This is a genomic window from Anaeromassilibacillus sp. Marseille-P3371 (genome assembly GCF_900169665.1).
Taxonomy (GTDB): Bacteria; Bacillota; Clostridia; order Oscillospirales; family Acutalibacteraceae; genus Anaeromassilibacillus.
The window spans coordinates 1660462-1685676 of sequence record NZ_LT835157.1 but is presented as its reverse complement, the minus strand read 5'-3'; the positions used below and the strand labels follow the sequence as shown (position 1 = coordinate 1685676).

Here is a 25215-nt window from a genome sequence, read left to right as displayed (position 1 = left end):
GGAGGAAGGAACGTTGTTTAAAAAAGTATTGGAATATGCCGGCGAATACCGAAAAACCACCTATTCTGCCATGGTTGCGATGCTGATTGGCATGGTGATGAACGTCATTCCTTTTCTGTTCATCTACCAGCTTATACGCCCCCTGCTCATGCGGGAGTCAGTCGACGCTGGATATGTGATCTGGCGCATCCTTGCGATTGCCGTCTGCGGTATTTTATATGCGGTATTTTACGTAAGGGGGCTCTCCCTCTCCCACCGGTCCGCTTATCATACCCTGAAGAATTTGCGCATCTCTCTACAGGGGAAACTGGAGAAGCAACCACTCGGTGTCATCCAAGAAAAAGGCGTCGGTTCGATCAAAAAGATGTTCATAGATGACATCGAGTCCATCGAGCTTCTTTTAGCCCATGCATTGCCGGAAGGGATTGCGAATCTGGCTGTTCCTGCCCTTGTTTTTATTGCCATGTTTTTTGTTGATTGGAAACTTGCCCTCCTCTCCCTGTGTTCTCTGCCACTGGGATTGGCGGCAATGATGGCCATGTACCGCGCAGGTACTAGCAAAATGGGACAGTATTATGCGGCTGCTCAAAAGATGAATAACACTATCGTTGAATACATAAATGGAATGGAGGTTGTGAAAGTCTTTAACCGGGATGGAGAATCCTACCACCGTTTTGAGAAGGATGTCCGCGGGTATCGGGACTTTACCCTGGCCTGGTATAAAGTATGTTGGCCATGGATGGCCCTGTATAATAGCATTCTCCCCTGCGTTGCACTGTTTACCCTCCCAATCGGCGCCTATCTGGTACTACAAGGGAACTCTACTTTGCCGGATCTCGCTCTGGTCCTGTGTATGTCCTTTGGCGTTGGTGCACCGTTGTTGCGGGCATTGGGTTTTATGTCCACTCTTCCTCAGATCAATTTCAAAATAACGACTTTGGAGCAAATGATGAGTGCTCCCGCTCTTCAGCAGACAAACAATTCTTTCCGAGGGAAAAACCATAACATCTCCTTTGAGAATGTCCATTTCGCATACAAGAAGGACGAAGTTCTACACGGAATAACACTCAACGTTCCAGAAGGGAGTCTCACTGCTTTTGTCGGTGAATCTGGAAGCGGAAAATCAACGTTGGCGAAACTGTTGGTCCATTATTACGATGTCACCGGTGGCTCCATCCGGATTGGAGGGCAAGATATTCGAGAAATGAGTATCGAGGCACTGAATAACCAGATTTCTTATGTAGCTCAGGAGCAGTTTCTATTCAATATGAGCCTGATGGAGAATATTCGATTGGGAAAGTTGGACGCCACCGATGAAGAAGTCATGGCTGCGGCTGAAAAGGCCCAGTGCGGAGAATTCCTTTCCAGATTGGAGAATGGCATCCACACCATGGCTGGCGACGGCGGCAAACAGCTCTCCGGCGGTGAACGGCAACGTATTTCGCTGGCCCGTGCAATCTTAAAGAACGCCCCCATTGTTGTTCTGGATGAAGCGACTGCCTTTATGGACCCGGAAAATGAAGAGAAAATGAACGAAGCAATTGCGGAGGTTATCAAGGGAAAAACCGTCATCGTCATTGCGCACCGTCTCTATTCCATTGTTGGAGCCGACCAAATCTGTGTGTTGGAAAACGGCAAACTTTCGGCAGTAGGTACGCATCAGAAACTCCTGGAAAGTTGTCCAGAATATCAGAAACTTTGGAAAGCGGCAGAAGGCAGTGCGCAGTGGAAAGTCAGCACCGCGAAAGGAGTGGAGAACAAATGATTACTCTGATGAAACGAATTCTTGCGGTTTCTGGCCCTTATAAAAATCGAATCAAGATTGCGTTTATTTTTTCCTTTTTAAAGTCCCTCCTTGCCAAGGCTCCCATCATGTTGGCTTTCCTGGCGCTTGCTGCCTTTTATGAAAATACTATTACAGAGGAACTGTGCCTATGGTATGGAATCGCAATGGTCGCCTGTGTCCTGTTGCAGGTTGTCTTCCATCACATTGCAGATCGGTTACAATCCGCAGCTGGATTTATGGTCTTTTCGGATATGCGTATGGAGCTTGGCGCCCATCTGCGGCGGATGCCCATGGGGTATTTCACCGAAGGAAACATTGGAAAAATCAGCTCTGTTCTGTCCACCGATATGGTATTTATCGAAGAAAACTGTATGACCGTCCTTGCCGACATGATGAGCTATATCTTTGCAGAAGCAATTATGTTGGTCTTTTTGTTCTTTTTCAACATTTGGATTGGCCTTGCTGGCCTTGCTATTTTATTGGTCATTCTGCTGGTCGCCAAGGGCATGAAAAAGGAGGCTGTTATAGATTCCTACACCCGCCAAGAACAAAGCGAGAATCTAACCGAAGCAGTTCTCGATTTCACCGAAGGCATCAGCATCATCAAGACCTATAATCTATTGGGAGAAAAATCCAAGGAACTCTCCGAGAATTTCCGGCAAAGCTGTGAAACCAATCTCCGTTTTGAGGAAAATCATGCACCCTGGCAACGCTGGTTAAATATGGTCTATGGGCTTGGAGCAGCAACGATTATCGCTGTTGCTATGTTTCTCAACAGCCAAGCTCTATTGGATGTGACGTTCCTGGTTGGCATCATGCTTTTTGTTTTCGACCTTTTCGGTCCTTTGAAAGCATTATATGGGCAAGCCACACGCTTGACGGTAATGAACAGTTGCATGGATCGTATTGAAGAGGTATTCCACGAAAAAGAACTCCCTGATGACGGCGCGGATCGGATTCCCGAGAAAAGTAAAACGCCGGAGGTTCAGTTCAAAGATGTCCGCTTCGCATATGGGGACAAAGAGGTACTGCACAATATTTCCTTCGATCTAAAGCGGAACCAAATGATCGCCTTGGTAGGTCCTTCGGGTGGAGGAAAATCGACGATTGCCAACCTTTTAACCCGTTTTTGGGATGTTCAATCCGGTCAAGTAATGATTCGCGGTAAGGACGTCCGAAATGTCAAGTTGAACGATCTGATGAATCATATCAGTATGGTGTTTCAGCGGGTATATCTATTTCAAGATACCATTTATAACAACATTAGTATGGGCCGTCCGGATGCTACACGCGAAGAAGTCATGGAAGCAGCCAAAAAAGCGCGCTGTTACGATTTCATTATGGCCTTACCCGATGGATTTGAAACGATGGTCGGTGAGGGCGGCGAGACCCTTTCCGGAGGAGAGAAACAGCGGATCTCGATTGCGCGCTGCATTTTAAAGGATGCCCCTATTGTAATTCTGGATGAAGCAACTGCCAGTGTGGACGCCGACAATGAGAGTTACATCCAGGAGGCTATCAATGAACTCTGTCGGGGCAAGACGCTCTTGGTTATCGCCCACCGTCTGAACACGATCCGGGGGGCCGATCAAATTCTTGTCATAGCCAACGGTAAAATCGCCCAGTCCGGGACCCATGAAGAGCTCATACAGGCGGGTGGTATCTACAAAGATTTCGTCACCGTCCGAGAAAACAGCCGCGGTTGGAACCGTAATGGCACAGCTTAATGGATATAATCCCTGTGTTTCGCGGAGAAAGACAAAAAGCCCGTGGATTTCATTGTCAAATGGAATCCACAGGCTCTTTTATTTCTATTTGGACGTATCCCCCAAAAAGTACTTTTAGAACTGGGCTTTTTTGTCCCCTTCCTTACGCTCTGGCATCCTGCCTGTTATAAACATCGCATCACCAAAGCTGAAAAAGCGGTACTTTTCCTTTACTGCCGTATGATAGGCCTGCATCGTAAGGTCATAGCCTGCCAGGGCTGAGACCAACATGATCAGAGTGCTTTCTGGCAGGTGAAAATTGGTAATCAAGCCGTCAAGCACTTGAAATTGAAAGCCAGGATAGATAAAAATATCCGTCCATCCGGCGCTCTCTCGAATACAACCTTCCTTTAATGCGACGGATTCCAAAGTACGGCAGCTTGTGGTTCCAACAGCGATCACGCGGCCACCATGGCGTTTGGTCTCATTGATGCGTTCGGCTGCCTCTTTACTTATCGCATAATGTTCCGAATGCATCCTGTGCTCTGAAACATTCTCGACCGTCACCGGGCGGAATGTCCCCAAGCCTACATGCAGCGTCACAAAAGCCGTCTTGATTCCTTTTTCTCGGATGCGCTCTAAGAGTTCTGGCGTAAAATGAAGCCCCGCCGTTGGCGCTGCAGCCGAACCGATCTCTTTGGAATAAACGTTTTGATAGCGTTCCTTGTCCTTCAGGTCTTCCGTAATATAATGGGGCAACGGCATTTGTCCGATTTGATCTAAAATCGCGTAAAAGTTTCCTTCGTAATGAAATTCAACAATCCGATTGCCGCCCTCTACAACTTCCAGCACATCTGCACGCAACAGGCCGTCGCCAAATGTAAAATGCGTTCCAGGTTTTGCACGCTTACCCGGTCCTGCCAGCACTTCCCAAATGTCCCCCTCGCGGTGCGTCAGCAGAAGAAACTCCACTTTGGCGCCCGTACCATCCTTGATTCCGTAAAGCCTCGCTGGAAGCACACGGGAATCATTTAAAACCAAGCAATCCCCTGGGTTTAAGTAATCGATTATATCAAAAAAATGCCGGTGCTCCATTTCACCTGTGTCCTTATGTAAAACAAGCAGCCGCGAAGAATCTCTCGGCTCCAGCGGCGTCTGAGCGATCTGTTCCTTTGGAAGATCGTAATAAAAGTCATGTGTGCTCCAATTCCGTTTCATTTCTTCCATTTTATGTTCTCCTAAAATTGATAAATTCTCATTCTTTTCCGCCATACAAAGAACGAGGAAAAACTTTAACAAAGAATAAATTGACAACCCTAAAAACCCATGGTATGATGATGATAATTTGAATAGATGGATAGAGGTGCGGTTTTAAAGAGTATCACGCGGGAGGGTGCCAAAGCCCGGGAACGCCTGTGAAAGGGAAAACCGCCGAAGGAGAGCGGCGTTTGGCCGGCGTTCTTCTGGGGGCAGAGTGAAGAACGCTGCAACTGTCATCATAGATTTATGATGGAGCGCTATCGGCAGTAAAGTCCGTAAGGAATACCGAGCAAGTTCTATTATATTGATTTGATGACCGGTTTTCAACCGGTTTTTTTATTGCGCTATGTACGTGGGAGATTTGTCCCACCATAACACAGTAGGGGAACACGCGCGGCCCGCCTGGACGCTGCCGTTCCGGTCAAACCGAAAAGAAACAATCTGGCCATTTCAATCTTTCAAGAATTGCTCTGGATACATTTCTAAGGACTGTTTCAGGAGGGGTATCTTTTCGCTCTGTCAGGTTCTTTCTTTTCAGCTATTCCCATATCATCATATAGGAGGAAATGGTACAATGAAAAAATATCAAGTTGGAATTATTGGAGCTACAGGTATGGTTGGACAACGTTTTGCAACGCTTCTGGAAAACCATCCGTGGTTTGAAGTAAAGGCGCTCGCCGCAAGCGGCCGTTCAGCCGGCAAGACCTATGAAGAAGCAGTGGGCGAACGTTGGGCTATGAGTACCCCCATGCCAGAATCCATGAAAGAAATGATCATTTTTGATGCTGCAGCGGATGTAGAAAAAGTTGCTTCGCTGGTAGATTTTGTCTTCTGTGCCGTCAATATGAACAAGGACGAGATCAAGGCATTGGAGGAGGCCTACGCAAAGGCAGAATGCCCCGTTATGTCAAACAACAGTGCAAATCGCGGTACCCCGGATGTGCCGATGATTATTCCGGAGATCAATGCAGATCACGCTGCTGTAATCGAAGCACAGCGCAAACGTCTTGGTACGAAGCGCGGATTTATTTCTGTAAAATCCAATTGTTCCTTGCAAAGCTATGTCCCAGCCATTCACCCACTGATGGATTTGAATGTCACTAAGGTGTTGGCTTGCACGTATCAGGCCATTTCCGGCGCTGGAAAAACCTTTAAAACTTGGCCGGAAAGCCTTGACAACGTGATTCCTTTTATTGGTGGAGAAGAAGGAAAATCTGAAAACGAGCCTCTGAAAATTTGGGGACATGTGGAGGACGGAAAAATTGTAAACGCTACCTCTCCCTGCATCACCTCCCAGTGCCTGCGTGTGCCGGTCTCCGATGGGCATACCGCAGCCGTATTTGTCTCTTACGAAAAGAAAATCGAGCTGGAGGAGATTATCCACCGTTGGGAGAGTTATAAAGGTATCCCGCAGGAGCTCGAGTTGCCGAGTGCGCCGAAGCAGTTCTTGCATTATTTCCGCGAGGATGACCGTCCGCAATCCCGCTTGGATCGCAATTTGGAGAACGGTATGGCCGTTTCGATCGGCCGCCTGCGCCCGGATACCCAGTACGACATCAAGTTTGTCTGTCTCTCTCATAATACGCTGCGCGGCGCCGCTGGCGGCGCTGTTCTGATGGCAGAGCTGCTCTGTGCAAAGGGATACTTGGACTGATTTCCAAAGGGAACGAATATACATGCATATTCTCAGTTAACTAATGAATTGGAGGTCCGACTATGAAGAAACTCATCTACACCGGTTCTGGCGTTGCGCTGGTCACTCCCATGCATAAGGATGGCTCCATCAATTACGAAAAGTACGGGGAGTTGATCGAATTTCAGATCAGCCACGGCACGGACGCGATTATCGCCTGTGCGACAACAGGTGAATCCCCTGTCTTGAACCACGAAGAGCACTGTAAGGCGTTGGAATATGTCATTCAAAAGGTAAACAAGCGTGTTCCCGTTATCGCCAGTACAGGCAGTAACGATACGACCTATGCAGTACAACTTTCTCAGGAAGCAGAGCGTATGGGTGCAGATGCGCTTCTCTCTGTGACACCCTATTACAATAAAACATCCCAAACAGGTTTGGTGCGGCATTATACATACATTGCAGATCGCGTTCATCTGCCGATGATCCTCTACAATGTCCCTTCGCGTACAGGCTGCAACATTAAACCGGAGACCTATTTGGAACTCTCCAAACACCCAAACATCAATGCAGTTAAAGAGGCCAACGGGGACATTTCTTCGGTAGCTAAGACGATTGCCCTGTGTGGGGATGATCTTTACGTTTATTCCGGAAATGACGATCAGACCCTTCCGATGCTCGCTTTGGGCGGTAAGGGCGTTATCTCGGTGTTTGCCAATGTCTTGCCGCAGGAGATGCACGATCTATGCGCTTCGTTCCTGTCCGGGGATGCGGCTAAGAGCCGTGAGCTTACACTGAAATATGTGGAATTGATGAACGCTTTCTTTATGGATGTCAATCCCATACCCGTTAAAGCTGCGATGAATGAAATGGGCTTTGACGTAGGCGACTGCCGGATGCCTCTGACAACAATGAGCGAACCGGCGCTGAATCAGCTCCGGACCATTCTAAAAAAATATCAGCTGATCTAAACGAAGATCACCTTTGGGAGGATAAAAAATGACCAGGATTCTTCTCTGCGGATGCAACGGTAAAATGGGCCGTGTGATCGCCGCATGTGTCAAAGAACGGGAAGATTGTAAAATTGTAGCCGGTATTGACCTTCACACAGATCCCTTTGGGGATTTTCCTGTCTATGCTGCTCCTGCCGATGTGCGGGAAGAAGCAGACGTTGTGATCGATTTCTCCCATCCGGCCTTGCTCACCCCCCTGTTACAGTTTGGCTTGGAGCGTAAGCTCCCTTTAGTGCTCTGCACAACTGGTTATAACCATGAACAAGTGAATGAATTGAAGCAGGCATCTCACAAAATCCCTGTCTTTTATTCTGGAAACATGAGCTTGGGGATCAATCTTTTGATTGAACTCTCTAAAAAAGCGGCGCAAATTTTGGGCGAAGATTTTGATATTGAAATCATTGAGAAACACCACAATCAAAAAATCGACGCCCCCAGCGGTACGGCACTCATGATTGCGGACGGCATTTCTTCCGTCGAGGATCACCGTATGACTTATATGTACGATCGCCATTCCCAACGCAAAAAGCGCGATAAGAATGAGATTGGAATGCATTCAGTGCGCGGCGGAACAATCGTTGGAGAGCACGAAGTGATTTTTGCTGGACCGCATGAGGTCATCACCCTTTCTCATTCCGCACAATCAAAGGAGATTTTTGCCAATGGCTCCATCAATGCTGCCGTATACCTGGCAAAACAGCCCGCCGGACTCTATAATATGTCTGACTTATTAAAGTAAAGGGGATACGATTATGGAACAATCGGTTATCACAACCCTCAGCGACATCACTCTGGTCAATTTACAGAATTGTCCAGTGGCGCTCACCTCCATTGCAAAGATCTTTCAAAAAATCTCGGATTTGGGCGTGAATGTGGATATGATTTCCCTGGCGCCTACGCACGGAGCATATACCACCATCTCGTTTACCATTGATGACGAAGATCTTGGTAAAATTTTAAAATTCACCTCTGCCCTATACGACAATCACGATATTAAAACCATCGTCAGCAGTGGGAACTACAAGATTGCGGTGTATGATGAACATATGAAAAATACGCCCGGAATCGCGGCCAAAATTTTGAAGGCTGCGGCCGATGTCAATACGGACATCCGCCTCATCAGCACCTCCGATGTAGAGATTTCCATGCTTGTAACAGCGGCTGATTTCGAGCAAACATTGGAATCAATTGAAAACCAAATTGGTTAAGGCATCCCTATATGTTACATCAAAAAGGGTTCCACGGTCCGATTTTTGAAAATCGGACTGCGGAACCCCTTTTCTTTAAATATCCCTTTTTATTTTTCCCAACGCCCCTTTTTCCAAGCGAGAGACCTGCGCCTGGCTGATACCAATTTCCGAGGCAACTTCCATCTGGGTTTTCCCCTGGAAAAAACGCATGGTTAAAATACGTTTTTCCCGATCACTTAGATCGCTAATCGCTTCTTTTAGAGCAATTTCATCCAACCAATTGTTGTCGTCGTTGTTGTCGCCCACCTGATCCATCACATAAATGGTATCTCCCCCATCCGAAAAAACCGGTTCATATAGGGATACCGGCTCCACAATGGATTCCAACGCCAACACCACATCTTCCCGTGGAAGATCCAGCGCCTTTGCGATTTCTTCAATCGTGGGTTCCCGATTGTTCTGCGCGGTCATCTTTTCTTTCACCTGCATCGCCTTGTACGCTGTATCTCGCAGGGATCGGCTGACACGAATGCTGTTGTTGTCGCGCAAATATCTGCGGATCTCTCCAATAATCATCGGCACGCCATAGGTAGAGAACCGTACGCCCTGATTCATATCAAAGTGGTCGATTGCTTTGATAAGTCCAATACACCCCACTTGAAAAAGATCGTCTAAATTTTCCCCGCGATTTGTAAATCGCTGGATAACACTGAGGACCAACCGCAGGTTTCCATTAATCAATTCTTCCCTTGCCTGCTTATCCCCTTCCTTGACACGGCGCAGCAGTTCTGTTTTTTCCTTTTCCGTCAAGACTTTGAGCTTTGCAGTATTTACTCCACAGATGTCCACTTTGTTGTACACAGCACATTCCTCCCATCCGGCTTTCGCAATCATTATTGCCATGATCGGGTGGGAACATGCACTGGATAGGAAGGAAAAAGCAAGTGGAGTGGCTTGTTTTTGACATTGCAAACCGGGGAAAAACCACATGTGCTGTGGTTTTTCCCCGGTTTCAAACCCATTTAAAAAATTTTTATAGAAGCGTACTTGTCCAATGAAACAACATCAACGACAATAGTTTTCCAGATAGCTTTCGATGCTCTCTTGAATGATTTCTTTTGCACGATCAACGCTGCAAACGTTGTCGATCGCCGTCGTTTTCCCCTCAAGTGCCTTATACACGGAAAAGAAATGGGACATCTCATCAAAAATATGGGCCGGTAACTCGCTGATATCCTTATAGCCGTTGTAGGTCGGGTCATTAAATGGAATCGCGATAATCTTTTCATCCTTATGCCCATTGTCTTCCATACTGATTACACCAATCGGATAGCAACGTACCAAGGACAAAGGATGGATATTTTCCGAACAAAGCACCAAAACATCGAGTGGATCGTGGTCCTCTGCATAGGTACGCGGAATAAATCCATAATTTGCCGGATAATGAGTGGACGTGTACAGGATACGGTCCAAAAAGAGCAATCCCGTCTCTTTATCCAGCTCATATTTGGCCTTACTTCCCTTTGTAATCTCGATAACTGCACAGAAATCGTCTGTTTTTATGCGTTTTGGGGAGATATCATGCCAGATATTCATTCCGATTCCTCCTTCAGTTCGCCGGTACAAATCCCGGCTATATTTCTTTTATATTGTATCATTTCGCATAAAAAGAATCAAGAAATTTCCCGGAAACCTTATACAAATTCATTAAAAACAGATTTCCTAATGGGTTATATCTGTTTTCTGCATTTGAAAAAATGTTTGTGCATACATATGAAACGATCAGTAGTGCAGGAGGAATGTTCCATGAATTGCAGAATCGCGGACATGCGGCATAAGGAGGTTATCAATACAAAGGATGGCACACGTATTGGTTATGTGTGCGATGTGGAGATCGATACCGTCACCGCACGGGTTCTTTCCCTTGTCATTTATGGCCGGCTGCGTTTCTTTGGTCTGCTCGGCCGTGAGGATGACATCATCATTAAGTGGCAAGATATTGAAGTCATTGGTGACGAAACCATTCTGGTGTGTTATAATGACTTTTATCGAGTGAAAAAGAAACCGCGCATGTTTGGAAGTTGACCGTTATCCGGCAACATTCTGAAAAAATCTTGCAATCTCTGTCTGATTGTGGTATAATAATGCGCGCAAAACACACGCCAGCGTTGGACGAACCGGTGCTTTAGAGAGCTTTCTCTGAGGTTCTGCGTCTAAAATAAAACGCGGCGGAGGAAAAACCAAGGAGGATTTATCATGGCAGTTGTATCTATGAAACAGCTTTTGGAGGCCGGCGTCCATTTCGGCCACCAGACCAGAAGATGGAACCCGAAAATGGCTCCCTATATCTTCACCGAACGCAATGGTATTTATATCATTGACCTGCAGAAGACCGTTAAGAAGCTTGAGGAAGCATATAATTTCATCCGCGAGCTTTCGATGGAAGGCAAATCTGTTTTGTTTGTCGGAACAAAGAAGCAGGCCCAGGAATCCGTTCGCGACGAGGCAGAGCGTGCAGGCGCTTATTTTGTAAACGCAAGATGGTTGGGCGGCATGCTCACCAACTTCCGCACCATTCGCCGCAGAATTGACCGTTTGAACCAACTCAAGGCAATGGAAGCCGACGGCACGTTCGATCTTCTTCCGAAGAAGGAAGTTACGAAGCTCCAACTCGAAATCGAAAAGCTGGAAAAATTCATGGGCGGCATTAAGGATATGAAGCAGCTCCCAGGCGCTCTGTTCATTGTTGACCCGCGCAAGGAGAGAATTGCTGTTGCTGAGGCAAAGAAGCTCGGTATTCCGATCGTTGCAATCGTTGACACCAACTGCGATCCGGATGAAATCGACTATGTCATTCCGGGCAATGACGACGCAATCCGCGCTGTCAAGCTGATTTCTGCTACGATGGCAAATGCGATCATCGAAGGCAGAGAGGGCCAGATGGGCTCTGCTGAGGCACAGGAAAAAGAAAATGAGGCCGAGGAGGTCGCGGGCTAATCCAAGTAGGATTCCCCCATCAAATCAGTAAAACAATCGATCAAAAAGCGCCGGGAGGATATTCTCCCGGTGCGTTTAAAAAACGGAGGGATAATCAATGGCTGCTTTTACAGCAAAAGACGTTGCAGCGCTTCGTGAGAAGACAGGCTGCGGAATGATGGACTGCAAAAAGGCATTGACCGAAGCAAACGGCGATATGGATGCCGCGATCGACTTCCTGAGAGAAAAGGGCCTGGCTGCTGCCACCAAGAAGGCTGGCCGTATTGCAGCAGAAGGCGTTGCCTATGCCTGCACCAATGAAGCTGGCAATGTTGGCGTTGCAATCGAAGTCAATGCAGAGACTGACTTTGTTGCAAAGAACGCAGATTTCCAGAACTTTGTAAAGACCTGTGCCGATACGGTTATGGCACAGAATCCGGCGGATGTTGATGCTCTGTTGACCTGCAAGGCAGCAGATTCCGAGCTGACGGTCGATGAGCTCCTCAAGGAGAAAATCCTCACCATCGGCGAGAATATTAAGATTCGTCGTTTCCAGCGTTTTGAGGGCACAGTGGTCTCCTATATCCATGGCGGTGGCAGAATTGGCGTCCTGGTGAAGTTCGAGACTTCTCCGGAAGTTGCTGCAAAGGAAGGTTTCCAGGAGTACGCAAAGAACATTGCTATGCAGGTTGCTGCGATCAACCCGTCCTATCTGGACGAGGCTTCTGTTCCGGCCGACGTTGTTGAGCATGAGAAGAAGATTCTCACAGAGCAGGTGATTGAGTCCGGTAAGCCGGCCAACATTGCTGAGAAGATCGTCGTGGGTAGACTTGGCAAGTTCTATAAGGAAGTATGCCTTGTGGAGCAGGCTTATGTAAAGGACGGCGACCTGTCTGTTAAGCAGTATACGGAGAATACAGCTAAAGAACTCGGCGGCGACATCAAGATTGTTGCATTTGTACGCTTTGAGAAAGGCGAAGGCCTTGAGAAGCGCGAGGACAACTTTGCAGATGAAGTTGCCAACATGATTAAATAATTTTTCGTGATTGCAATAGAGACAGCGCGGAGATTTTCCGCGCTGTTTTTTATTTCAATAAAAAGGAACTCTTTTATTATTTAATCAATGGGCACCCCTACCAATCGGAAAGTTTCTTCTCTTATTCCGGTTAAAGCTATCTCTTTTAAGAAAAATTCGTTATAATAAGCATATGGAAAGAGGTGATATTATGCCATCATCCAGGCGCCGCGCATCCCGAAAAAGAAATTCGATTCTTCCCATTCATCCACCGAAACAGGTGCTGCGCCTGATCGACCGGCTGCAAAAACATGGCTTTGAGGCCTATGCGGTGGGCGGATGTATCCGCGACAGTTTACTAGGGCTTTCTCCAAACGATTGGGATCTCACTTGTTCAGCGCATCCAGAAGAGGTAGCCCAAGCCTTGTCCGATTATCCGGTCCTTCCCACCGGTCTGCAACACGGTACTGTGACGGTGTTCATCGACGGTCTATCCGTAGAAATTACAACCTATCGGGTGGATGGTGCCTACTCAGACGGACGGCATCCGGATTCTGTATCTTTTTCTAGGAATCTTCTGGACGATTTGGCCCGTCGAGATTTCACAGTCAATGCCATTGCCTACCATCCCAATCGGGGGTTGGTCGATCCATACAACGGTTTGCACGATCTACACAGCCGTACATTGCGCTGTGTAGGTATGCCAGAACAGCGTTTTCAGGAAGACGCACTTCGAATTCTTCGTGGGCTTCGCTTTGCCTCTACTTTAGGATTCACCATTGAAAAAAAGACTGCTTATGCAATCTTTCAGCAAAGGGATCTGCTCAACCGGATTGCTGAGGAGCGCATTCAAGTGGAATTTTCCAAGCTTTTGTGCGGCCGGGATGCGGAGCGAATCTTACGGAAATATCAACGGGTCATTTCCGTTTTTCTTCCCGAAATTACCCCCATGGTCGGATTAGAGCAACACAGTCCCTACCACATCTACGACGTATGGGAGCATACGCTTCATGCGATTTCTGCGATAGAACCGAAACTAGAACTGCGGCTTGCCGTTTTATTGCATGATATTGGTAAGCCACAATGTTTCTCTATGGATGCTAAAGGAGTCGGACACTTTTATGGGCATCAAAATCTGGGTGCAGACATCGCCAAAACCATACTCACTCGCCTCCGTTTTAGCAATGAGATCGTCCGAACCGTCTATACTTTGGTCAAATATCACGATGTGTCTATCACCGATGAAGACGTTCGTATCAAACGTTGGTTAAATCGACTGGGAGAACCTGTTTTCCGTATGTTGCTGGCTGTTAACCAGGCAGATACGGCTGCTCACTCCCCCGCCGCTGCTCTGCGCATGGAAATGATTGAACGGGAAGCCGTAGCTCTCAATAGAATTCTCGCTGAACAGGCTTGCTTTCAACGCAAAGACCTCGCTATAAAAGGACAAGATCTTTTACAGATCGGCATCCCAGAGGGGCCAGAAGTGGGCCGGATCTTACAGGAACTTCTGGATGCCGTATTGGAGAACCGATGTGCCAACCAGTATGAAGACCTTCTTGCCGTAGCGAAACAACTCTATTCGATGCCTTCCCAGCCAAAGGAGGAATAGGCTTGCCAGAATATGTACAGCATACATTGGCACCCCTCTTTGATAAAAATTCCAAAGTCTTAATACTTGGCACAATGCCTTCTCCCAAAAGCCGGGCTTTTGGTTTTTATTACTCTCACCCACAAAATCGCTTTTGGCGTGTTCTGTCGGATGTATTCCAGCAGGCTTTGCCGATTACAAATGATGAAAAGGCTGCTTTCTGCCTATACAATCATATTGCGCTTTGGGATGTTCTAAAAAGTTGCTCGATTGAAGGCGCTGACGATGGAAGTATCCGAGAACCGGTTGCAAATGACCTATCTCCCTTGTTACAAAGTGTTCCTATCCATACCATTTGTACAACAGGCACAAAAGCAGCCGCTCTTTACAAACGCTTATGTTTGCCCTCCACCGGACGGCCAGCCCTTGCACTGCCCTCCACGAGTCCGGCCAATTGCCGTCATTACCCCTACACACGACTCGTTGAGGCCTACGCTATTTTACCGGACTTATGTTTTCCTTAACACCACTTTTGATAGAAGAGGGTGTCCCAAAACTACGAATCTTTCGATTCATGGAAAAGGGGCATCCTCTTTTTTGTTTGGAAAAATATCTGCGTTTCTAAAAAACGAAGAGATTCTTCCATCATTTCATGACCATTCGGACATCCTTTTCTAGTTTCCTTTCATTAAATCTTTCGATCAAGGTTATCCGCCCAATAGGGAAACATCGTTGCAAACACCTGAATTGATTAAAGAAAAGACATATTTGTTGCTAATCTCCATTTAATGGAATCATGCAGGAGGGTAAAGAAGGCTATAGTCGATAAAATATCCCCGTCAATCGCCCTTCCTCCGCATGATCTCTATTGCTCCAAAATAAAAGGCCATAACAGGGCGCTGTGGTTGGTATCCAGATAGTCTCTTGAATATTACAGGGAAAACCTGGCGTGAGATGTTCCGTTTGTCACAGTTCTCATTTGTAGCTTCTGGTTCATTATACTTATGTTTTTCGTGACATTTTCTATTTTTTATTGTATAATAGTAACAGTTCATATAAAAATATATTCTCTATAATTGTGCGATCTGAGCTTGTTTGCCGCTGGAAACAAGCTCTTCTTACCCCTTCCTATAAAAATTTTTTCGTCAGCGGAGATTGGAGTTTTTTCTGATGTGGGCTTATGAGAGTGTTTTTTATCAGATTTATCCCCTCGGCTTCTGTGGGGCTCCCAAACAAAACGATGGTATCCTCACACCGCGCATCCAGAAAGTGACCAGCTGGATTCCACATATTTTAGACTGTGGAGCCAATGCAATCTACTTCTCTCCCCTATTCGAATCGGACGCGCATGGGTACGATACACGTGATTATCGTAAGTTGGATTGCCGCCTTGGTACCAATGAGGACTTTGCAGCCGTGTGTAGAGAATTACACCAAAACGGAATAAAGGTCGTCCTTGACGGTGTTTTCAATCATGTGGGGCGTGGCTTTTGGGCCTTTCAGGATGTTTTGAAGCATCGCGAAAATTCACCTTACAAAGATTGGTTTCATATCAATTTTGGCGGCAATGATGGCTATAACGATGGCTTGTGGTACGAAGGTTGGGAAGGCCACTATGAACTGGTAAAGCTAAATTTGCGCAATGAAGCTGTCATCGACCACCTCTTTTCTTGTATTCGCAGTTGGGTAGAGGAATTTGATATCGATGGTTTACGCTTGGATGTCGCCTACTGTGTAGATCGAGATTTTCTTCGCCGTCTACGCAGTTTTTGTGATACATTGAAGCCGGACTTCTTCTTGGTGGGAGAGATTCTTGGCGGGGATTACAACCAGATTATGAACGATCAGATGCTTCACAGCGCCACCAATTACGAATGTTATAAGGGGTTGTTCTCCAGTTTGAACTCCATGAACCTGTTCGAAATCGGCCATTCCCTTTTGCGCCAATTTGGGCCGGAAAATTGGACGCTCTACAAGGGAAAACATCTTCTTAACTTTGTGGACAATCACGATGTTGTCCGAATTGCGAGCAATTTGACAAATGAAAAACATCTTCCCATTATTTATGCGTTGCTGTTCGGTATGCCAGGTATCCCCTGCGTTTATTATGGCAGTGAATGGGGAGCTCTTGGGAAAAAGGAACATGGCAGTGACGATTCTTTGCGCCCTTGTTTTGAAGAACCGCAAAGTAATGCACTGACAGAATGGATTGCAAGATGTGCAAAGGCGCACAAAGAAAGCCAAGTACTTTGTTACGGCAATTTTCAATCTGTCCTGTTGACCAATAAACAGTTTATTTTTGAGCGTTCTTATGAGGGAAAGCGCATTTTAGTTGCAGTCAACGCGGATAGCGAGGCATACGATGCCCATTTTAACGCCAATGCTGGCCGGGCACGCGACTTGTTGACCGGAGAAATGCACGATTTTGGCGGGGGAAGCAAGCTCCCACCCTACAGTGCCGCGTACTGGGAGATCGATTGATTGAGTCAAAAAATGATACACTTCACAATTCCGATTGCAATCTGATTGAACGATTCTGTTAAACCGTTATGTAGAATAGCCTTTTCATACAATATAGTTTAAAACCGATCTCTTTTAAGAGGACTTTTACGCAAATAAAACCACCCACACGGGATCAAATGATCCTGTGTGGGTGGTTTTTCAGAATGGCCCCTTAACTTACACGCTCCAAATCTTTGCGCAACCGTTCAATAATACGCTTTTCCAGACGCGATATGTAAGATTGTGAGATTCCCAGGCTATCGGCCACCTCCTTTTGCGTATGCTCCTTGGTATGATTTAGCCCAAAGCGAAGTTGCATGATCTTCTTTTCGCGTGGCGCCAAATGTTCCACCGCATTGAGCAATAGATCACGCTCCACCTCTTGCTCTAGTCCGTGGTTTACTGTATCCTGTTCACTCCCCAAAATATCTGAAAGCAATAGTTCATTTCCATCCCAGTCCACATTTAGCGGATCATCAATGGATATTTCATTTTTCTGTTGAGAGCTTTTTCGCAGGTACATTAGAATTTCATTTTCGATGCAGCGGGATGCATAGGTCGCCAGCTTAATTTTCCGTTCCGGACAAAAAGTATTGACCGCTTTGATTAAACCAATGGTTCCAATTGAGATTAAGTCCTCCACGTTTGCTGTACTAGACTCAAATTTCTTTGCTATGTATACAACCAGACGCAGATTATGAGTAATCAACGGCTCACGTGCGTTTTGTTTTCCCTCCATGATGTTTTCCATCACCGTTGCTTCCTGTTCCGCTGTAAGGGGAGGAGGCAGGGTCTCTGGTCCATTGATGTAATGAATTTCTCCCCGTATCCGAAATCGGAACAACAAAAACGACCATTTCTCTTTCAACCAATGAAATAGGTTGTTTACTTTTATTTGAAACACGTACTCCCCTCTTTGCCGCTGCCGCTTCGGCATATGTACTGCTTGTTCCATCTGTCCACGGCCAAATTTGAACCGATGGAATGATCCCGAATCTAAGCCAACAGGTCCGGATGAAGCAACGCATCGAATTCCCCATTGGAAAGGGATTCCGGACATACAGCAATATAGACATCCTTTGTTTCGATATTGCGTTTTCCCATAGAGATCGTCAACTTTTCTGGGCGAAATGCAGAAAGAATCCCTTCACCGCCTACAGCCCCATAGGGTACTAGGCGAAAATTTGTCTGTTCCCTCTGCTGGAGTATCTCCGCAGGAAGAACCGATTCCTGTACCACAACCACTGGAAACCCTGAAAACGGCTCTGTTAAAGTATTTCCTGTGTCCACCTTTGCCGTACAGTGTATTTCCTTTCCTTCACAAAACACGGCGATGGGGCAAAGAAGTGTTTTCGATTGTTGTCTACCAGTTATTCTTTGAATAAAGCGAATTGCAAAATAGCAAATCACCGTTGTTACCAGCAAAAATAACGGCGAGACGTCAAAATAAACCACAGAATTTTTAATCAGCAATCCCTGCGGGGCTATAAAATACCAGAGGCAAAGCATAAACCCCGCAAAGGCAAAGCTCGTCAAATAAAAGCCGGCTAGGGACCGCAAAAAGAGTTTCCAGCCCTGTAGAGGGAATGCAGCCCAGATGATGGTAGCAGACATCAATAACTTGATAAGCAGAGCCAAGATCGAAGGAAGTTCGGGTAGAAAGATGCTCAGAGCATAAAATGCGCCCAATGCAGCTCCAGCAATCATCCGTCCGCGCCGTACTGGAAGGTGTAGGAAGCGTGCGACTGCAAGCAACAGAAAATAGTTGATGAACAAGTTTACTCCGATCAATACGTCTATGTATACGGTCTGCGTGTGTCCCATCCCCCCTTTTTTCCAAGCCGTTCTTTTTCAAGCGGCTCTTTTATTATAGCGGTTTGTTTTTGCTATTTCTGTCAAAAACAGAGGGAACCATTCTGTCTAATTTGGCAGTAACGTAACAGGGCCAACCCAAAGTAATTTCTTTTGGGTTGGCCCTGTCTATAGAAAGGATTTCTTTTATGATTGAGGATTTGCGTTCTGGAATTTTTGTTTTGCCTGTTGAATTTTTTGCTGCTGCGCCTGCGGTGTTGGATACCAGCCGCGTTTTTTCATCTCATCGAATACATCTGCCTGAATCTGATGTTCCTCATTGAGGATATTCATAAATTCATCGCGGATATTCGGTGTAGCGCATTCATTGGCGAAGGTATTGTACATCTCAGTAATAAATTTTTGCGAAGCTAAGACATCGTCAAATACTTCTTTTTCCTGCATAGCCATAGTCAATCCCTCCCTAGTTTAAAAAGCTCAAGAGCTTTTCATAGTGGGTTTGATGTTTTCCCGCGATTGCATTGCACTTCTGTTTAAGTTCCGGGTCTGTACACTGTTGCGCATACTCTTTGCACTTGGCAATGAGCAATTTTTCGCTGCTAAGCTGATCTTCAATGGCAGAAAGTTCCTTTTCCGTCAACGCCATTTTGAAACACATCCCTTCTTTTTGATACCGCTAAGCTATCAGCGGCGCTTCCTATGCGGATTTTCCGCATTTGCTTTCCTAACGCCTCCCCGCAAAGAACGGTAGCGTGTCCTTTATTTTTCGATCTGTACACCGAGATTATACTCTTGTACAGACGAATCAAAATTTTCAAATCGGGCTACCTAGCGCCGTCATACGGCAATATCTATGTAGCCCGTCGAACGGTTTCGGTGCCGCCCAGCCCAAAACTGATGCTGAGTGCCTGGTCCACCTGTTCCATCGAACGGCGGTCGATGCGCCCCATGCGTTCCTTTAAACGATGCTTATCGATGGTACGCACTTGTTCCAATAGGACTACCGAGTCCTTTGCCAGCCCGGTGTCCTCCGAATGCAGCATAATATGCGTCGGAAGGTTTGCTTTGGCCCGTTGGCTGGTGATGGCTGCTGCGATGACGGTCGGGCTAAACCGGTTTCCAACATCGTTTTGAACAATTAGCACCGGGCGTACTCCACCCTGTTCAGAACCGACGACAGGGCTTAAATCGGCATAGTAAATATCGCCTCTTCTAATGTTCACACTTTTCACTCTCCGAATACAAGGATATATTCCGCTCATGAGCTTATCTGTATTTTTGACAGGGGTTTCCGAGATTATTCGCTTTGAAAAATTCTCTGTCAAAAAACTTGTCGTGCTCGTTATCATAATATTAGAAGAGTGAGGTAGTGGACACAAAAACAAATTTTGGATCGATTCCAGCTCATTTTTTGAGGCTTAAAAGAAAAAACGCTGCTCATCCGTCGATGAACAGCGTTCTATTTTTATTTGACCACCAGCGTCCGCTCTGCCGGCGGATCATAGAGGAACTGTGCCATAAAATCCTTTTGAGGAATCGCGAGGGACAAAATCTGCCCCGTCTCTGGATCGGCTGTAAGAGAGAAATCACATCCGTCAAAGGACCCATGATAGGTATGATCTTCTTCGACTGTCAATACATCTGGACGGCAGGCATAATCCAATACCTGTTGCAAGACCAACGCAAAATTGGTCTGTGGCAGTGTGCAGACCTCGCTTTGCGCTTCCAACCCTGCATAGGCGACGCTGAACCCCTCGCCGCTCCAATAGTAGTCCATCCCAGCCAGATCTTCCGGCTGTAAAATCGAGACACGCAGGATTCCAGGGCCAGTGCGATTGACTTCACAGGTAACCTGTGTTTCCCCCGATGTGATCGCCGCTCTACAAGAGATATTGAACACTAAGTCTGCGGGTTCCAAGGGCTGCGTGGGTACGGTACATGCGGACAATAGGAAAGCAAGAAATGGAAATAGGAACAGCGCAGTCCTGCGCATGGACAACCCCCCGGTCTATCGTTCAATTTCTAAAAACAGCTCCGGAAGCTTTTCAATCATGTCCGAAGGCAACATCGCACATTTGGACAAGCGCTGTGCACAGCGATCACCAGCCATACCATGCAGATATACGCAGCCCGCTGCAGCTGTCAATGGCTGTACTCCCTGCGCAACGAAGGAAGCAATCATTCCTGCTAGAACATCGCCGCTTCCCGCCTTTGCCATACCGGGATTCCCCGTAATATTGAGAAACGCCTTTCCCTCCGGAGAAACTGCAATCGTGCCAGCCCCTTTGAGCACCAAAGTCACATGATGTTCCGCGGCAAAGCTGCGGGCATATTCCAAACGGTGTGCCTGAACATCCGCCACATTTGTTTTTAACAAGCGAGCCATCTCGCCGGGATGCGGCGTCATAACAACCGGTCCCTTTGCTGTTTTCAAAATATCTATATGCTCCGCAAGGATATTTATTCCATCTGCGTCGATTACCAGCGGGCATTTTGCTGTCGCCAGTAGTTTTGTAACCAAAGCTACTGACGCGGCAGATTTTCCAAGACCACAGCCGATGAGGCACGCGGTTGACCGTGAAAGGAAAGCCAACAGATTGCGCTCACTTTCCCCGGAAAGCGCCCCGTTGGGCAGATGATTCAATAACGTGTAAACCGGCTCCACCACCTGAGAAGCTACAATGGGATAAATAGTCGAAGGAAGTGCAACATTTACCAATCCTGCCCCGCAGCGGATCGCCGCCTTTGCACTCAATACAGCCGCACCAGCCATCCCTGCGCTGCCACATACACACAATAAACGGCCATAGCTCCCCTTATTGCTCTCTGGTTTACGCGGCTTTACCATGGTGCGCGCTACATTTTGCTCCGTTACCTCCAAAGTCGTCGGCTGACGGTTCACCAAAGCGGCTGTTATCCCAACTGGTACGACGGCCACCTGTCCACAATACGTCTTGCCAGGCTGCAATAGATGAGCATTTTTCAACGTAGTAAACGAAACCGTATAATTCGCTCGGATACATTTCCCCTCAATCCCACCGGTATCACAGATCACACCGCTGGGAATATCCAAAGAAATCACCGTTGCTGTACAGCTCTTCACTACAATAAACAACGGATGTAAATATTCTGGAACCGAACCATGAAACCCAATTCCATAGATTGCATCCACAATGAAATCCGCTGAAGAAAGCATGGGTGCAATGATTTCAGGGGTTTCCAGATAATCGACTGTCTTGACCGTTGTTCCGGAGAGTTTTTCAAACATCTCCCGTGCAATCTCTGTGCCGGGCTGTCCTTCGGTTAGAACCACGATCACCTTAGCTCCCAATTCTGCAAGGTGGCGTGCTACCACAAAGCCATCGCCGCCGTTATTTCCTTTTCCACAAAGCACCACTACGCGCTTCTGATCGACTGGAAAACGCTTTTTAATAAACCGGGCCGCTGCCGCGCCTGCATTTTCCATCAGCTGCAAATAACTAACTCCCGATCGGACGGCGCTCTTTTCCAGATTGCGGGTCTGTTCCGCATTCAATACCTTCATGTATGTACCTCTCCTTTTTATCCGGACTGCTTTGGGTGCAATAAAACCATTATATTTTTCCCAATTCAAATATCAGGAATCCACAGACGCTTGCCCAATGACCACAGCAGATGCATACTCTTTTGTGTGGGTGACACTTACAGAAAACACCAAACCACGCTCGCAAACAATGCGTTGCGCTTGCCCGCTCAAATGCAGGCTGGGTTCCCCCAAACTCCCGCGCAACAACTCTACTTCCCTGAGAGAAAAACCGCGCACACCTGTTCCCAACGCTTTGGCAAAGGCCTCTTTTGCACAGAAAGAAGCTGCCGCACTCTGCGCGGAAAATCCGCGCTCCTGCAAAAAGGCCCGTTCAGCGGGTCCAAATACCCTTTCACAAAAACGCGGATTCTGTATGGATTTTTTGATTCGCTTGACCTCAACCAGATCGATCCCAACCAAAAGCATGTGCGGTACCCTGCCTGTCTGGTATGGCCCGCACAAATCCATCTGCGCAGGCCATACGAATTGATTTTATAATTGTACCATATTCCAGTGATTTTTACAATTCCTGGTTTTTATTCAGTCCGAATTTGCTGAATAAAAGCATTTTAAGTCGTATGAGAGGCCTCACCGATCTGCCAGATCTCCTTGGCATATTCCACAATGGTCCGGTCGCTGGAAAACTTCCCTGCATTGGCAGTGTTCACAAAGCATTTGCGGATAAACTGCATGCGATTGTCTCGATAGTCCGCGTTAACCTGTAACTTTGCATCACAGTACGGCAAGAAATCAAGCAGCAGATAATAATGATCCGGCTTATGCCAGCTCGCCCCCTTGAGCAGAGAATCATACAGCTCTTGGAACATCCCTGTGCCGCCGTCACTGAACGTCCCATCGATTAAGGTGTCCACCACTTTACGTATGCGCGGATAAGTCTCGTAAACCATTCTGGGATCATAAACTGTTTCGACCTGCTGAAGCTCTTCTACTCGCGCGCCGAAGATGTAGTTATTTTCCTTGCCTGCCTGCTCTACGATTTCAACATTTGCTCCATCATAGGTGCCAAGTGTGACCGCGCCATTGAGCATAAACTTCATATTCCCAGTACCGGAGGCCTCGGTCCCAGCCGTTGAAATCTGTTCCGAAACATCCGCAGCTGGAACTAATTTTTCTGCATAGGAGACATTGTAATTGGCCACAAACAAGACTTGGAGCCGATCCTTTGTCTCTTCATCGTGGTTGACCAGTTTCGCAATCTCATGGATATATTTAATTACCCCTTTTGCACGGTAATATCCCGGAGCAGCCTTTGCCCCGAACAGAAAAACCGTTGGATAAAAATTCGAAATTCTTCCATCCTTAAGGCCAAAATAGATGTCGAGAATGGAAAATGCATTCAACAGCTGCCGCTTATACTCATGAAGACGTTTCGCCTGAATATCAAAGAGAAAACGCGGGTCCAGGCGAACCCCCTCATGTTTTTCTATATAATCAGCCAACTGCTGCTTTTTCAGCTGCTTAATTTCAGCAAACTGCTGTAAGGTCTCCGGATTATCCCAAAACGCTTCCAACCCCTTCAACTTTGAAAGATCTGTCACCCAACTGCCTCCGATTTTATCCGTGATAAAACCGGAAAGTTCCTGGTTACACAGGGCCAACCAGCGGCGCTGGGTAATTCCATTGGTCTTGTTGTTAAAGCGTTCCGGATATAGACGATACCACTCATTAAGAGCAGTATTTTTGAGAATTTCCGTGTGAATTTTCGCCACGCCATTGGTGGAGTGCGTGGCAAAAATCGCCATCCGGGCCATATGAATCATGCCACCGTCCAAAATGCGATAAGGCTTTTGATCCTCTCCACGGATTCCTCGATGATCGAGCTCCTTCTGTAGAGCCTTGTCAATCAGCACCACATAACGATACACCTGAGGAATCACCGACTTAAACAGACGTACATCCCACTTTTCCAACGCTTCCGCCATAATGGTGTGGTTGGTGTAGGCAAAAGTCTGCCGTACAATCTTTAGAGCGCGTGCAAAGGGGACCCCTCTCTCTGATAATAGACGTACCAATTCTGCAATGGAGATCACCGGATGGGTATCATTCAGCTGAATGGCGTATTCCTCCGGAAACGCAGAGAAATCCTCGCCATGCTTTGCCTGGTATTTTCGCAGAAGATCTTGAAGGGATGCACTGGAGAAAAAGTACTGCTGTTTTAAGCGCAGACGCTTCCCCTTGTCTGTATCATCGTTTGGATACAAAACGCTCGAGATCGCCTCAGCCTCATCTCGCTCAAGCACGGCACGGTCATATTTCTGTTCATTGAACAGCTGAAAATCAAAGCCATGGATGGGTTCAGACTGCCAAAGGCGAAGTGTATTGATTCGTTTTCCACCGTATCCAATAATAGGCGTATCGTACGGAACCGCATATACCCGCTGATTTTTAAAGTCGATCCGGACCTTCTCGCTTTCTTTCCGGATGGACCAAGGATCGCCAAACCGCTGCCAGTCATCCGCTGTTTCCCTCTGGAATCCATTTTCAAAATACTGCTTAAACAGGCCGTATCTGTAGCGGATTCCATACCCATCCAATGGGAGATTCTGCGTTGCGGCTGAATCCAAAAAACACGCGGCCAAACGGCCCAAGCCGCCGTTTCCCAACGCCGCGTCCTCAATATCTTCAAAGATCGAAAGCTCGATTCCGTTCTCATTGAATAGCTCTGCGAGCTGATCGAGCAATCCTAGGTTCAACAAATTGTTGTAGATCAAGCGGCCCACCAAAAATTCGGCAGAAAAATAGCACGCCCGTTTCTCCTTCAAAGGCTTTCTCCAGTCAGCGGCAACCGCCTTCATAACCGCTTTGGAAACCGCATCATACAGTTCTACGGTACTGGCCTCTTGGATGTTCTTTCCATAGTCCAATTCCAGCGCCTCGCATATATCGTTTTTAAAGGTGTTCATTGCTTTCCCCTCCTGGTTATCTTCCATAGATCTCCGCCAATCCGCAGAGCCAATCTGCAAGCTCGTCGGTCAGCTGTCCTTCCACCAAGCGCCAACGCCAATTTCCTCCCAGCGTAGATGGGAAGTTCATCCGGGCACTGTTTGGTAGGAACAGAAGATCCTGTATCTGGTATAAAACCGTATTGGCCACACTCGCATAACCCGCCACGATCATTGCCTTTGGAATATCTTTACGGCGGTGG

General features: G+C 47.0%; 25 protein-coding genes and 1 riboswitch. Of the genes, 12 read left to right on the top strand and 13 right to left on the bottom strand.

Going from position 1 to position 25215, the window contains the following annotated elements; translation table 11 throughout:
- The first annotated feature begins 13 nt into the window (after positions 1-13).
- Positions 14-1765: an ABC transporter ATP-binding protein gene (locus B9Y59_RS06485; protein ID WP_085532463.1), complete on the top strand. Its 1752-nt coding sequence runs from the start codon at positions 14-16 to the stop codon at positions 1763-1765.
- Entirely contained in the window at positions 1762-3513 is a 1752-nt protein-coding gene (locus B9Y59_RS06480; protein WP_085532461.1) for an ABC transporter ATP-binding protein, read from the top strand. Before B9Y59_RS06485 ends, B9Y59_RS06480 begins: the two co-directional genes overlap by 4 nt.
- Before the next feature lie 114 nt (positions 3514-3627).
- On the opposite strand, the gene queA is transcribed toward B9Y59_RS06480, so the two are convergent.
- The gene (queA, locus tag B9Y59_RS06475; RefSeq protein WP_411655763.1) at positions 3628-4719 is read right to left on the bottom strand and encodes a tRNA preQ1(34) S-adenosylmethionine ribosyltransferase-isomerase QueA; all 1092 of its coding nucleotides are present in this window, start codon (positions 4717-4719) and stop codon (positions 3628-3630) included.
- Between the two features lie 123 nt (positions 4720-4842).
- Positions 4843-5020: riboswitch (Lysine riboswitch) on the top strand.
- A gap of 306 nt (positions 5021-5326) precedes the next feature.
- Here queA and asd point away from each other — a divergent pair.
- The 4 genes from asd (at position 5327) to B9Y59_RS06455 (ending at position 8606) form a co-directional block, all read left to right on the top strand.
- The gene (asd, locus tag B9Y59_RS06470) at positions 5327-6406 is read left to right on the top strand and encodes an aspartate-semialdehyde dehydrogenase (RefSeq protein WP_054322974.1); all 1080 of its coding nucleotides are present in this window, start codon (positions 5327-5329) and stop codon (positions 6404-6406) included.
- A 62-nt stretch (positions 6407-6468) separates the two neighbouring features.
- Positions 6469-7356 carry a 4-hydroxy-tetrahydrodipicolinate synthase gene (gene dapA / locus B9Y59_RS06465; RefSeq protein ID WP_085532459.1) on the top strand — a complete coding sequence of 296 codons (888 nt, stop codon included), beginning with the start codon at positions 6469-6471 and terminating at the stop codon, positions 7354-7356.
- 28 nt (positions 7357-7384) lie between these two features.
- Positions 7385-8137 (top strand): 4-hydroxy-tetrahydrodipicolinate reductase, encoded by a 753-nt coding sequence (dapB, locus tag B9Y59_RS06460; protein ID WP_082402036.1) that lies wholly within the window; start codon positions 7385-7387, stop codon positions 8135-8137.
- A gap of 13 nt (positions 8138-8150) precedes the next feature.
- A complete protein-coding gene (locus tag B9Y59_RS06455) occupies positions 8151-8606 on the top strand; it encodes an ACT domain-containing protein (RefSeq protein WP_054322976.1) in 456 nt (151 codons plus the stop codon).
- Between the two features lie 75 nt (positions 8607-8681).
- Here B9Y59_RS06455 and sigG read toward each other — a convergent pair whose 3' ends face one another.
- Together sigG and B9Y59_RS06445 are read right to left on the bottom strand one after the other, a co-directional pair.
- Positions 8682-9482: an RNA polymerase sporulation sigma factor SigG gene (gene sigG / locus B9Y59_RS06450; RefSeq protein WP_085534543.1), complete on the bottom strand. Its 801-nt coding sequence runs from the start codon at positions 9480-9482 to the stop codon at positions 8682-8684.
- A gap of 171 nt (positions 9483-9653) precedes the next feature.
- The gene (locus B9Y59_RS06445) at positions 9654-10184 is read right to left on the bottom strand and encodes an inorganic diphosphatase (RefSeq protein ID WP_054322977.1); all 531 of its coding nucleotides are present in this window, start codon (positions 10182-10184) and stop codon (positions 9654-9656) included.
- A 210-nt stretch (positions 10185-10394) separates the two neighbouring features.
- On the opposite strand from B9Y59_RS06445, the gene B9Y59_RS06440 reads away from it, so the two are divergent.
- The 6 genes from B9Y59_RS06440 to B9Y59_RS06415 all read left to right on the top strand — a co-directional run bounded on the left by B9Y59_RS06440 (position 10395) and on the right by B9Y59_RS06415 (position 16651).
- Positions 10395-10673 carry a YlmC/YmxH family sporulation protein gene (locus B9Y59_RS06440; protein ID WP_054322978.1) on the top strand — a complete coding sequence of 93 codons (279 nt, stop codon included), beginning with the start codon at positions 10395-10397 and terminating at the stop codon, positions 10671-10673.
- Positions 10674-10844: 171 nt separating this feature from the next.
- Entirely contained in the window at positions 10845-11585 is a 741-nt protein-coding gene (rpsB, locus tag B9Y59_RS06435; protein WP_054322979.1) for a 30S ribosomal protein S2, read from the top strand.
- A 97-nt stretch (positions 11586-11682) separates the two neighbouring features.
- A complete protein-coding gene (tsf, locus tag B9Y59_RS06430) occupies positions 11683-12600 on the top strand; it encodes a translation elongation factor Ts (protein ID WP_054322980.1) in 918 nt (305 codons plus the stop codon).
- A gap of 190 nt (positions 12601-12790) precedes the next feature.
- Positions 12791-14191, top strand: a complete 1401-nt coding sequence (locus tag B9Y59_RS06425; protein WP_085532457.1) for a CCA tRNA nucleotidyltransferase — start codon at positions 12791-12793, stop codon at positions 14189-14191.
- Between the two features lie 2 nt (positions 14192-14193).
- Positions 14194-14694 carry a DNA-deoxyinosine glycosylase gene (locus tag B9Y59_RS06420; RefSeq protein ID WP_085532455.1) on the top strand — a complete coding sequence of 167 codons (501 nt, stop codon included), beginning with the start codon at positions 14194-14196 and terminating at the stop codon, positions 14692-14694.
- 646 nt (positions 14695-15340) lie between these two features.
- Positions 15341-16651, top strand: a complete 1311-nt coding sequence (locus tag B9Y59_RS06415; RefSeq protein ID WP_085532453.1) for an alpha-amylase family glycosyl hydrolase — start codon at positions 15341-15343, stop codon at positions 16649-16651.
- Positions 16652-16844: 193 nt separating this feature from the next.
- On the opposite strand, the gene sigE is transcribed toward B9Y59_RS06415, so the two are convergent.
- The 10 genes from sigE to B9Y59_RS06365 all read right to left on the bottom strand — a co-directional run.
- Positions 16845-17609 (bottom strand): RNA polymerase sporulation sigma factor SigE, encoded by a 765-nt coding sequence (gene sigE / locus B9Y59_RS06410; protein ID WP_085532451.1) that lies wholly within the window; start codon positions 17607-17609, stop codon positions 16845-16847.
- A 59-nt stretch (positions 17610-17668) separates the two neighbouring features.
- The gene (locus B9Y59_RS06405; RefSeq protein WP_085532449.1) at positions 17669-18496 is read right to left on the bottom strand and encodes a sigma-E processing peptidase SpoIIGA; all 828 of its coding nucleotides are present in this window, start codon (positions 18494-18496) and stop codon (positions 17669-17671) included.
- Positions 18497-18670: 174 nt separating this feature from the next.
- Positions 18671-18934: a spore coat protein gene (locus tag B9Y59_RS06400; protein WP_054322984.1), complete on the bottom strand. Its 264-nt coding sequence runs from the start codon at positions 18932-18934 to the stop codon at positions 18671-18673.
- A gap of 13 nt (positions 18935-18947) precedes the next feature.
- Positions 18948-19130 carry a spore coat protein gene (locus B9Y59_RS06395; RefSeq protein ID WP_054322985.1) on the bottom strand — a complete coding sequence of 61 codons (183 nt, stop codon included), beginning with the start codon at positions 19128-19130 and terminating at the stop codon, positions 18948-18950.
- A gap of 205 nt (positions 19131-19335) precedes the next feature.
- On the bottom strand, positions 19336-19746 hold the full coding sequence (locus B9Y59_RS06390) for a type II toxin-antitoxin system PemK/MazF family toxin (protein ID WP_411655760.1): 411 nt from the start codon (positions 19744-19746) through the stop codon (positions 19336-19338).
- Positions 19747-19949: 203 nt separating this feature from the next.
- Positions 19950-20477, bottom strand: a complete 528-nt coding sequence (locus B9Y59_RS06385) for a hypothetical protein (RefSeq protein ID WP_085532446.1) — start codon at positions 20475-20477, stop codon at positions 19950-19952.
- A gap of 15 nt (positions 20478-20492) precedes the next feature.
- Positions 20493-22028, bottom strand: a complete 1536-nt coding sequence (locus B9Y59_RS06380) for an NAD(P)H-hydrate dehydratase (RefSeq protein ID WP_085532444.1) — start codon at positions 22026-22028, stop codon at positions 20493-20495.
- Positions 22029-22100: 72 nt separating this feature from the next.
- Positions 22101-22475 (bottom strand): holo-ACP synthase, encoded by a 375-nt coding sequence (gene acpS / locus B9Y59_RS06375; RefSeq protein WP_054322988.1) that lies wholly within the window; start codon positions 22473-22475, stop codon positions 22101-22103.
- A gap of 143 nt (positions 22476-22618) precedes the next feature.
- Positions 22619-24973 carry a glycogen/starch/alpha-glucan phosphorylase gene (locus B9Y59_RS06370; RefSeq protein ID WP_085532442.1) on the bottom strand — a complete coding sequence of 785 codons (2355 nt, stop codon included), beginning with the start codon at positions 24971-24973 and terminating at the stop codon, positions 22619-22621.
- A gap of 16 nt (positions 24974-24989) precedes the next feature.
- The coding region (locus tag B9Y59_RS06365; RefSeq protein ID WP_198945597.1) for a 4-alpha-glucanotransferase at positions 24990-25215 on the bottom strand (226 nt) is incomplete at its 5' end.

Excerpts from the sequence above, each read along its gene's own strand:
- dapB (WP_082402036.1), top strand. The coding sequence starts at position 7,385 with ATGACCAGGATTCTTCTCTGCGGATGCAACGGTAAAATGGGCCGTGTG.
- B9Y59_RS06455 (WP_054322976.1), top strand. The coding sequence starts at position 8,151 with ATGGAACAATCGGTTATCACAACCCTCAGCGACATCACTCTGGTCAAT.
- sigG (WP_085534543.1), bottom strand. The coding sequence starts at position 9,482 with ATGATTGCGAAAGCCGGATGGGAGGAATGTGCTGTGTACAACAAAGTG.
- tsf (WP_054322980.1), top strand. The coding sequence starts at position 11,683 with ATGGCTGCTTTTACAGCAAAAGACGTTGCAGCGCTTCGTGAGAAGACA.
- B9Y59_RS06440 (WP_054322978.1), top strand. The coding sequence starts at position 10,395 with ATGAATTGCAGAATCGCGGACATGCGGCATAAGGAGGTTATCAATACA.
- B9Y59_RS06400 (WP_054322984.1), bottom strand. The coding sequence starts at position 18,934 with ATGGCTATGCAGGAAAAAGAAGTATTTGACGATGTCTTAGCTTCGCAA.
- queA (WP_411655763.1), bottom strand. The coding sequence starts at position 4,719 with ATGGAAGAAATGAAACGGAATTGGAGCACACATGACTTTTATTACGAT.
- B9Y59_RS06395 (WP_054322985.1), bottom strand. The coding sequence starts at position 19,130 with ATGGCGTTGACGGAAAAGGAACTTTCTGCCATTGAAGATCAGCTTAGC.
- dapA (WP_085532459.1), top strand. The coding sequence starts at position 6,469 with ATGAAGAAACTCATCTACACCGGTTCTGGCGTTGCGCTGGTCACTCCC.
- B9Y59_RS06390 (WP_411655760.1), bottom strand. The coding sequence starts at position 19,746 with ATGAGCGGAATATATCCTTGTATTCGGAGAGTGAAAAGTGTGAACATT.
- acpS (WP_054322988.1), bottom strand. The coding sequence starts at position 22,475 with ATGCTTTTGGTTGGGATCGATCTGGTTGAGGTCAAGCGAATCAAAAAA.
- sigE (WP_085532451.1), bottom strand. The coding sequence starts at position 17,609 with ATGCCGAAGCGGCAGCGGCAAAGAGGGGAGTACGTGTTTCAAATAAAA.
- B9Y59_RS06415 (WP_085532453.1), top strand. The coding sequence starts at position 15,341 with ATGTGGGCTTATGAGAGTGTTTTTTATCAGATTTATCCCCTCGGCTTC.
- B9Y59_RS06480 (WP_085532461.1), top strand. The coding sequence starts at position 1,762 with ATGATTACTCTGATGAAACGAATTCTTGCGGTTTCTGGCCCTTATAAA.
- B9Y59_RS06405 (WP_085532449.1), bottom strand. The coding sequence starts at position 18,496 with ATGGGACACACGCAGACCGTATACATAGACGTATTGATCGGAGTAAAC.
- B9Y59_RS06425 (WP_085532457.1), top strand. The coding sequence starts at position 12,791 with ATGCCATCATCCAGGCGCCGCGCATCCCGAAAAAGAAATTCGATTCTT.
- B9Y59_RS06370 (WP_085532442.1), bottom strand. The coding sequence starts at position 24,973 with ATGAACACCTTTAAAAACGATATATGCGAGGCGCTGGAATTGGACTAT.
- B9Y59_RS06380 (WP_085532444.1), bottom strand. The coding sequence starts at position 22,028 with ATGAAGGTATTGAATGCGGAACAGACCCGCAATCTGGAAAAGAGCGCC.
- rpsB (WP_054322979.1), top strand. The coding sequence starts at position 10,845 with ATGGCAGTTGTATCTATGAAACAGCTTTTGGAGGCCGGCGTCCATTTC.
- B9Y59_RS06445 (WP_054322977.1), bottom strand. The coding sequence starts at position 10,184 with ATGAATATCTGGCATGATATCTCCCCAAAACGCATAAAAACAGACGAT.
- asd (WP_054322974.1), top strand. The coding sequence starts at position 5,327 with ATGAAAAAATATCAAGTTGGAATTATTGGAGCTACAGGTATGGTTGGA.
- B9Y59_RS06385 (WP_085532446.1), bottom strand. The coding sequence starts at position 20,477 with ATGCGCAGGACTGCGCTGTTCCTATTTCCATTTCTTGCTTTCCTATTG.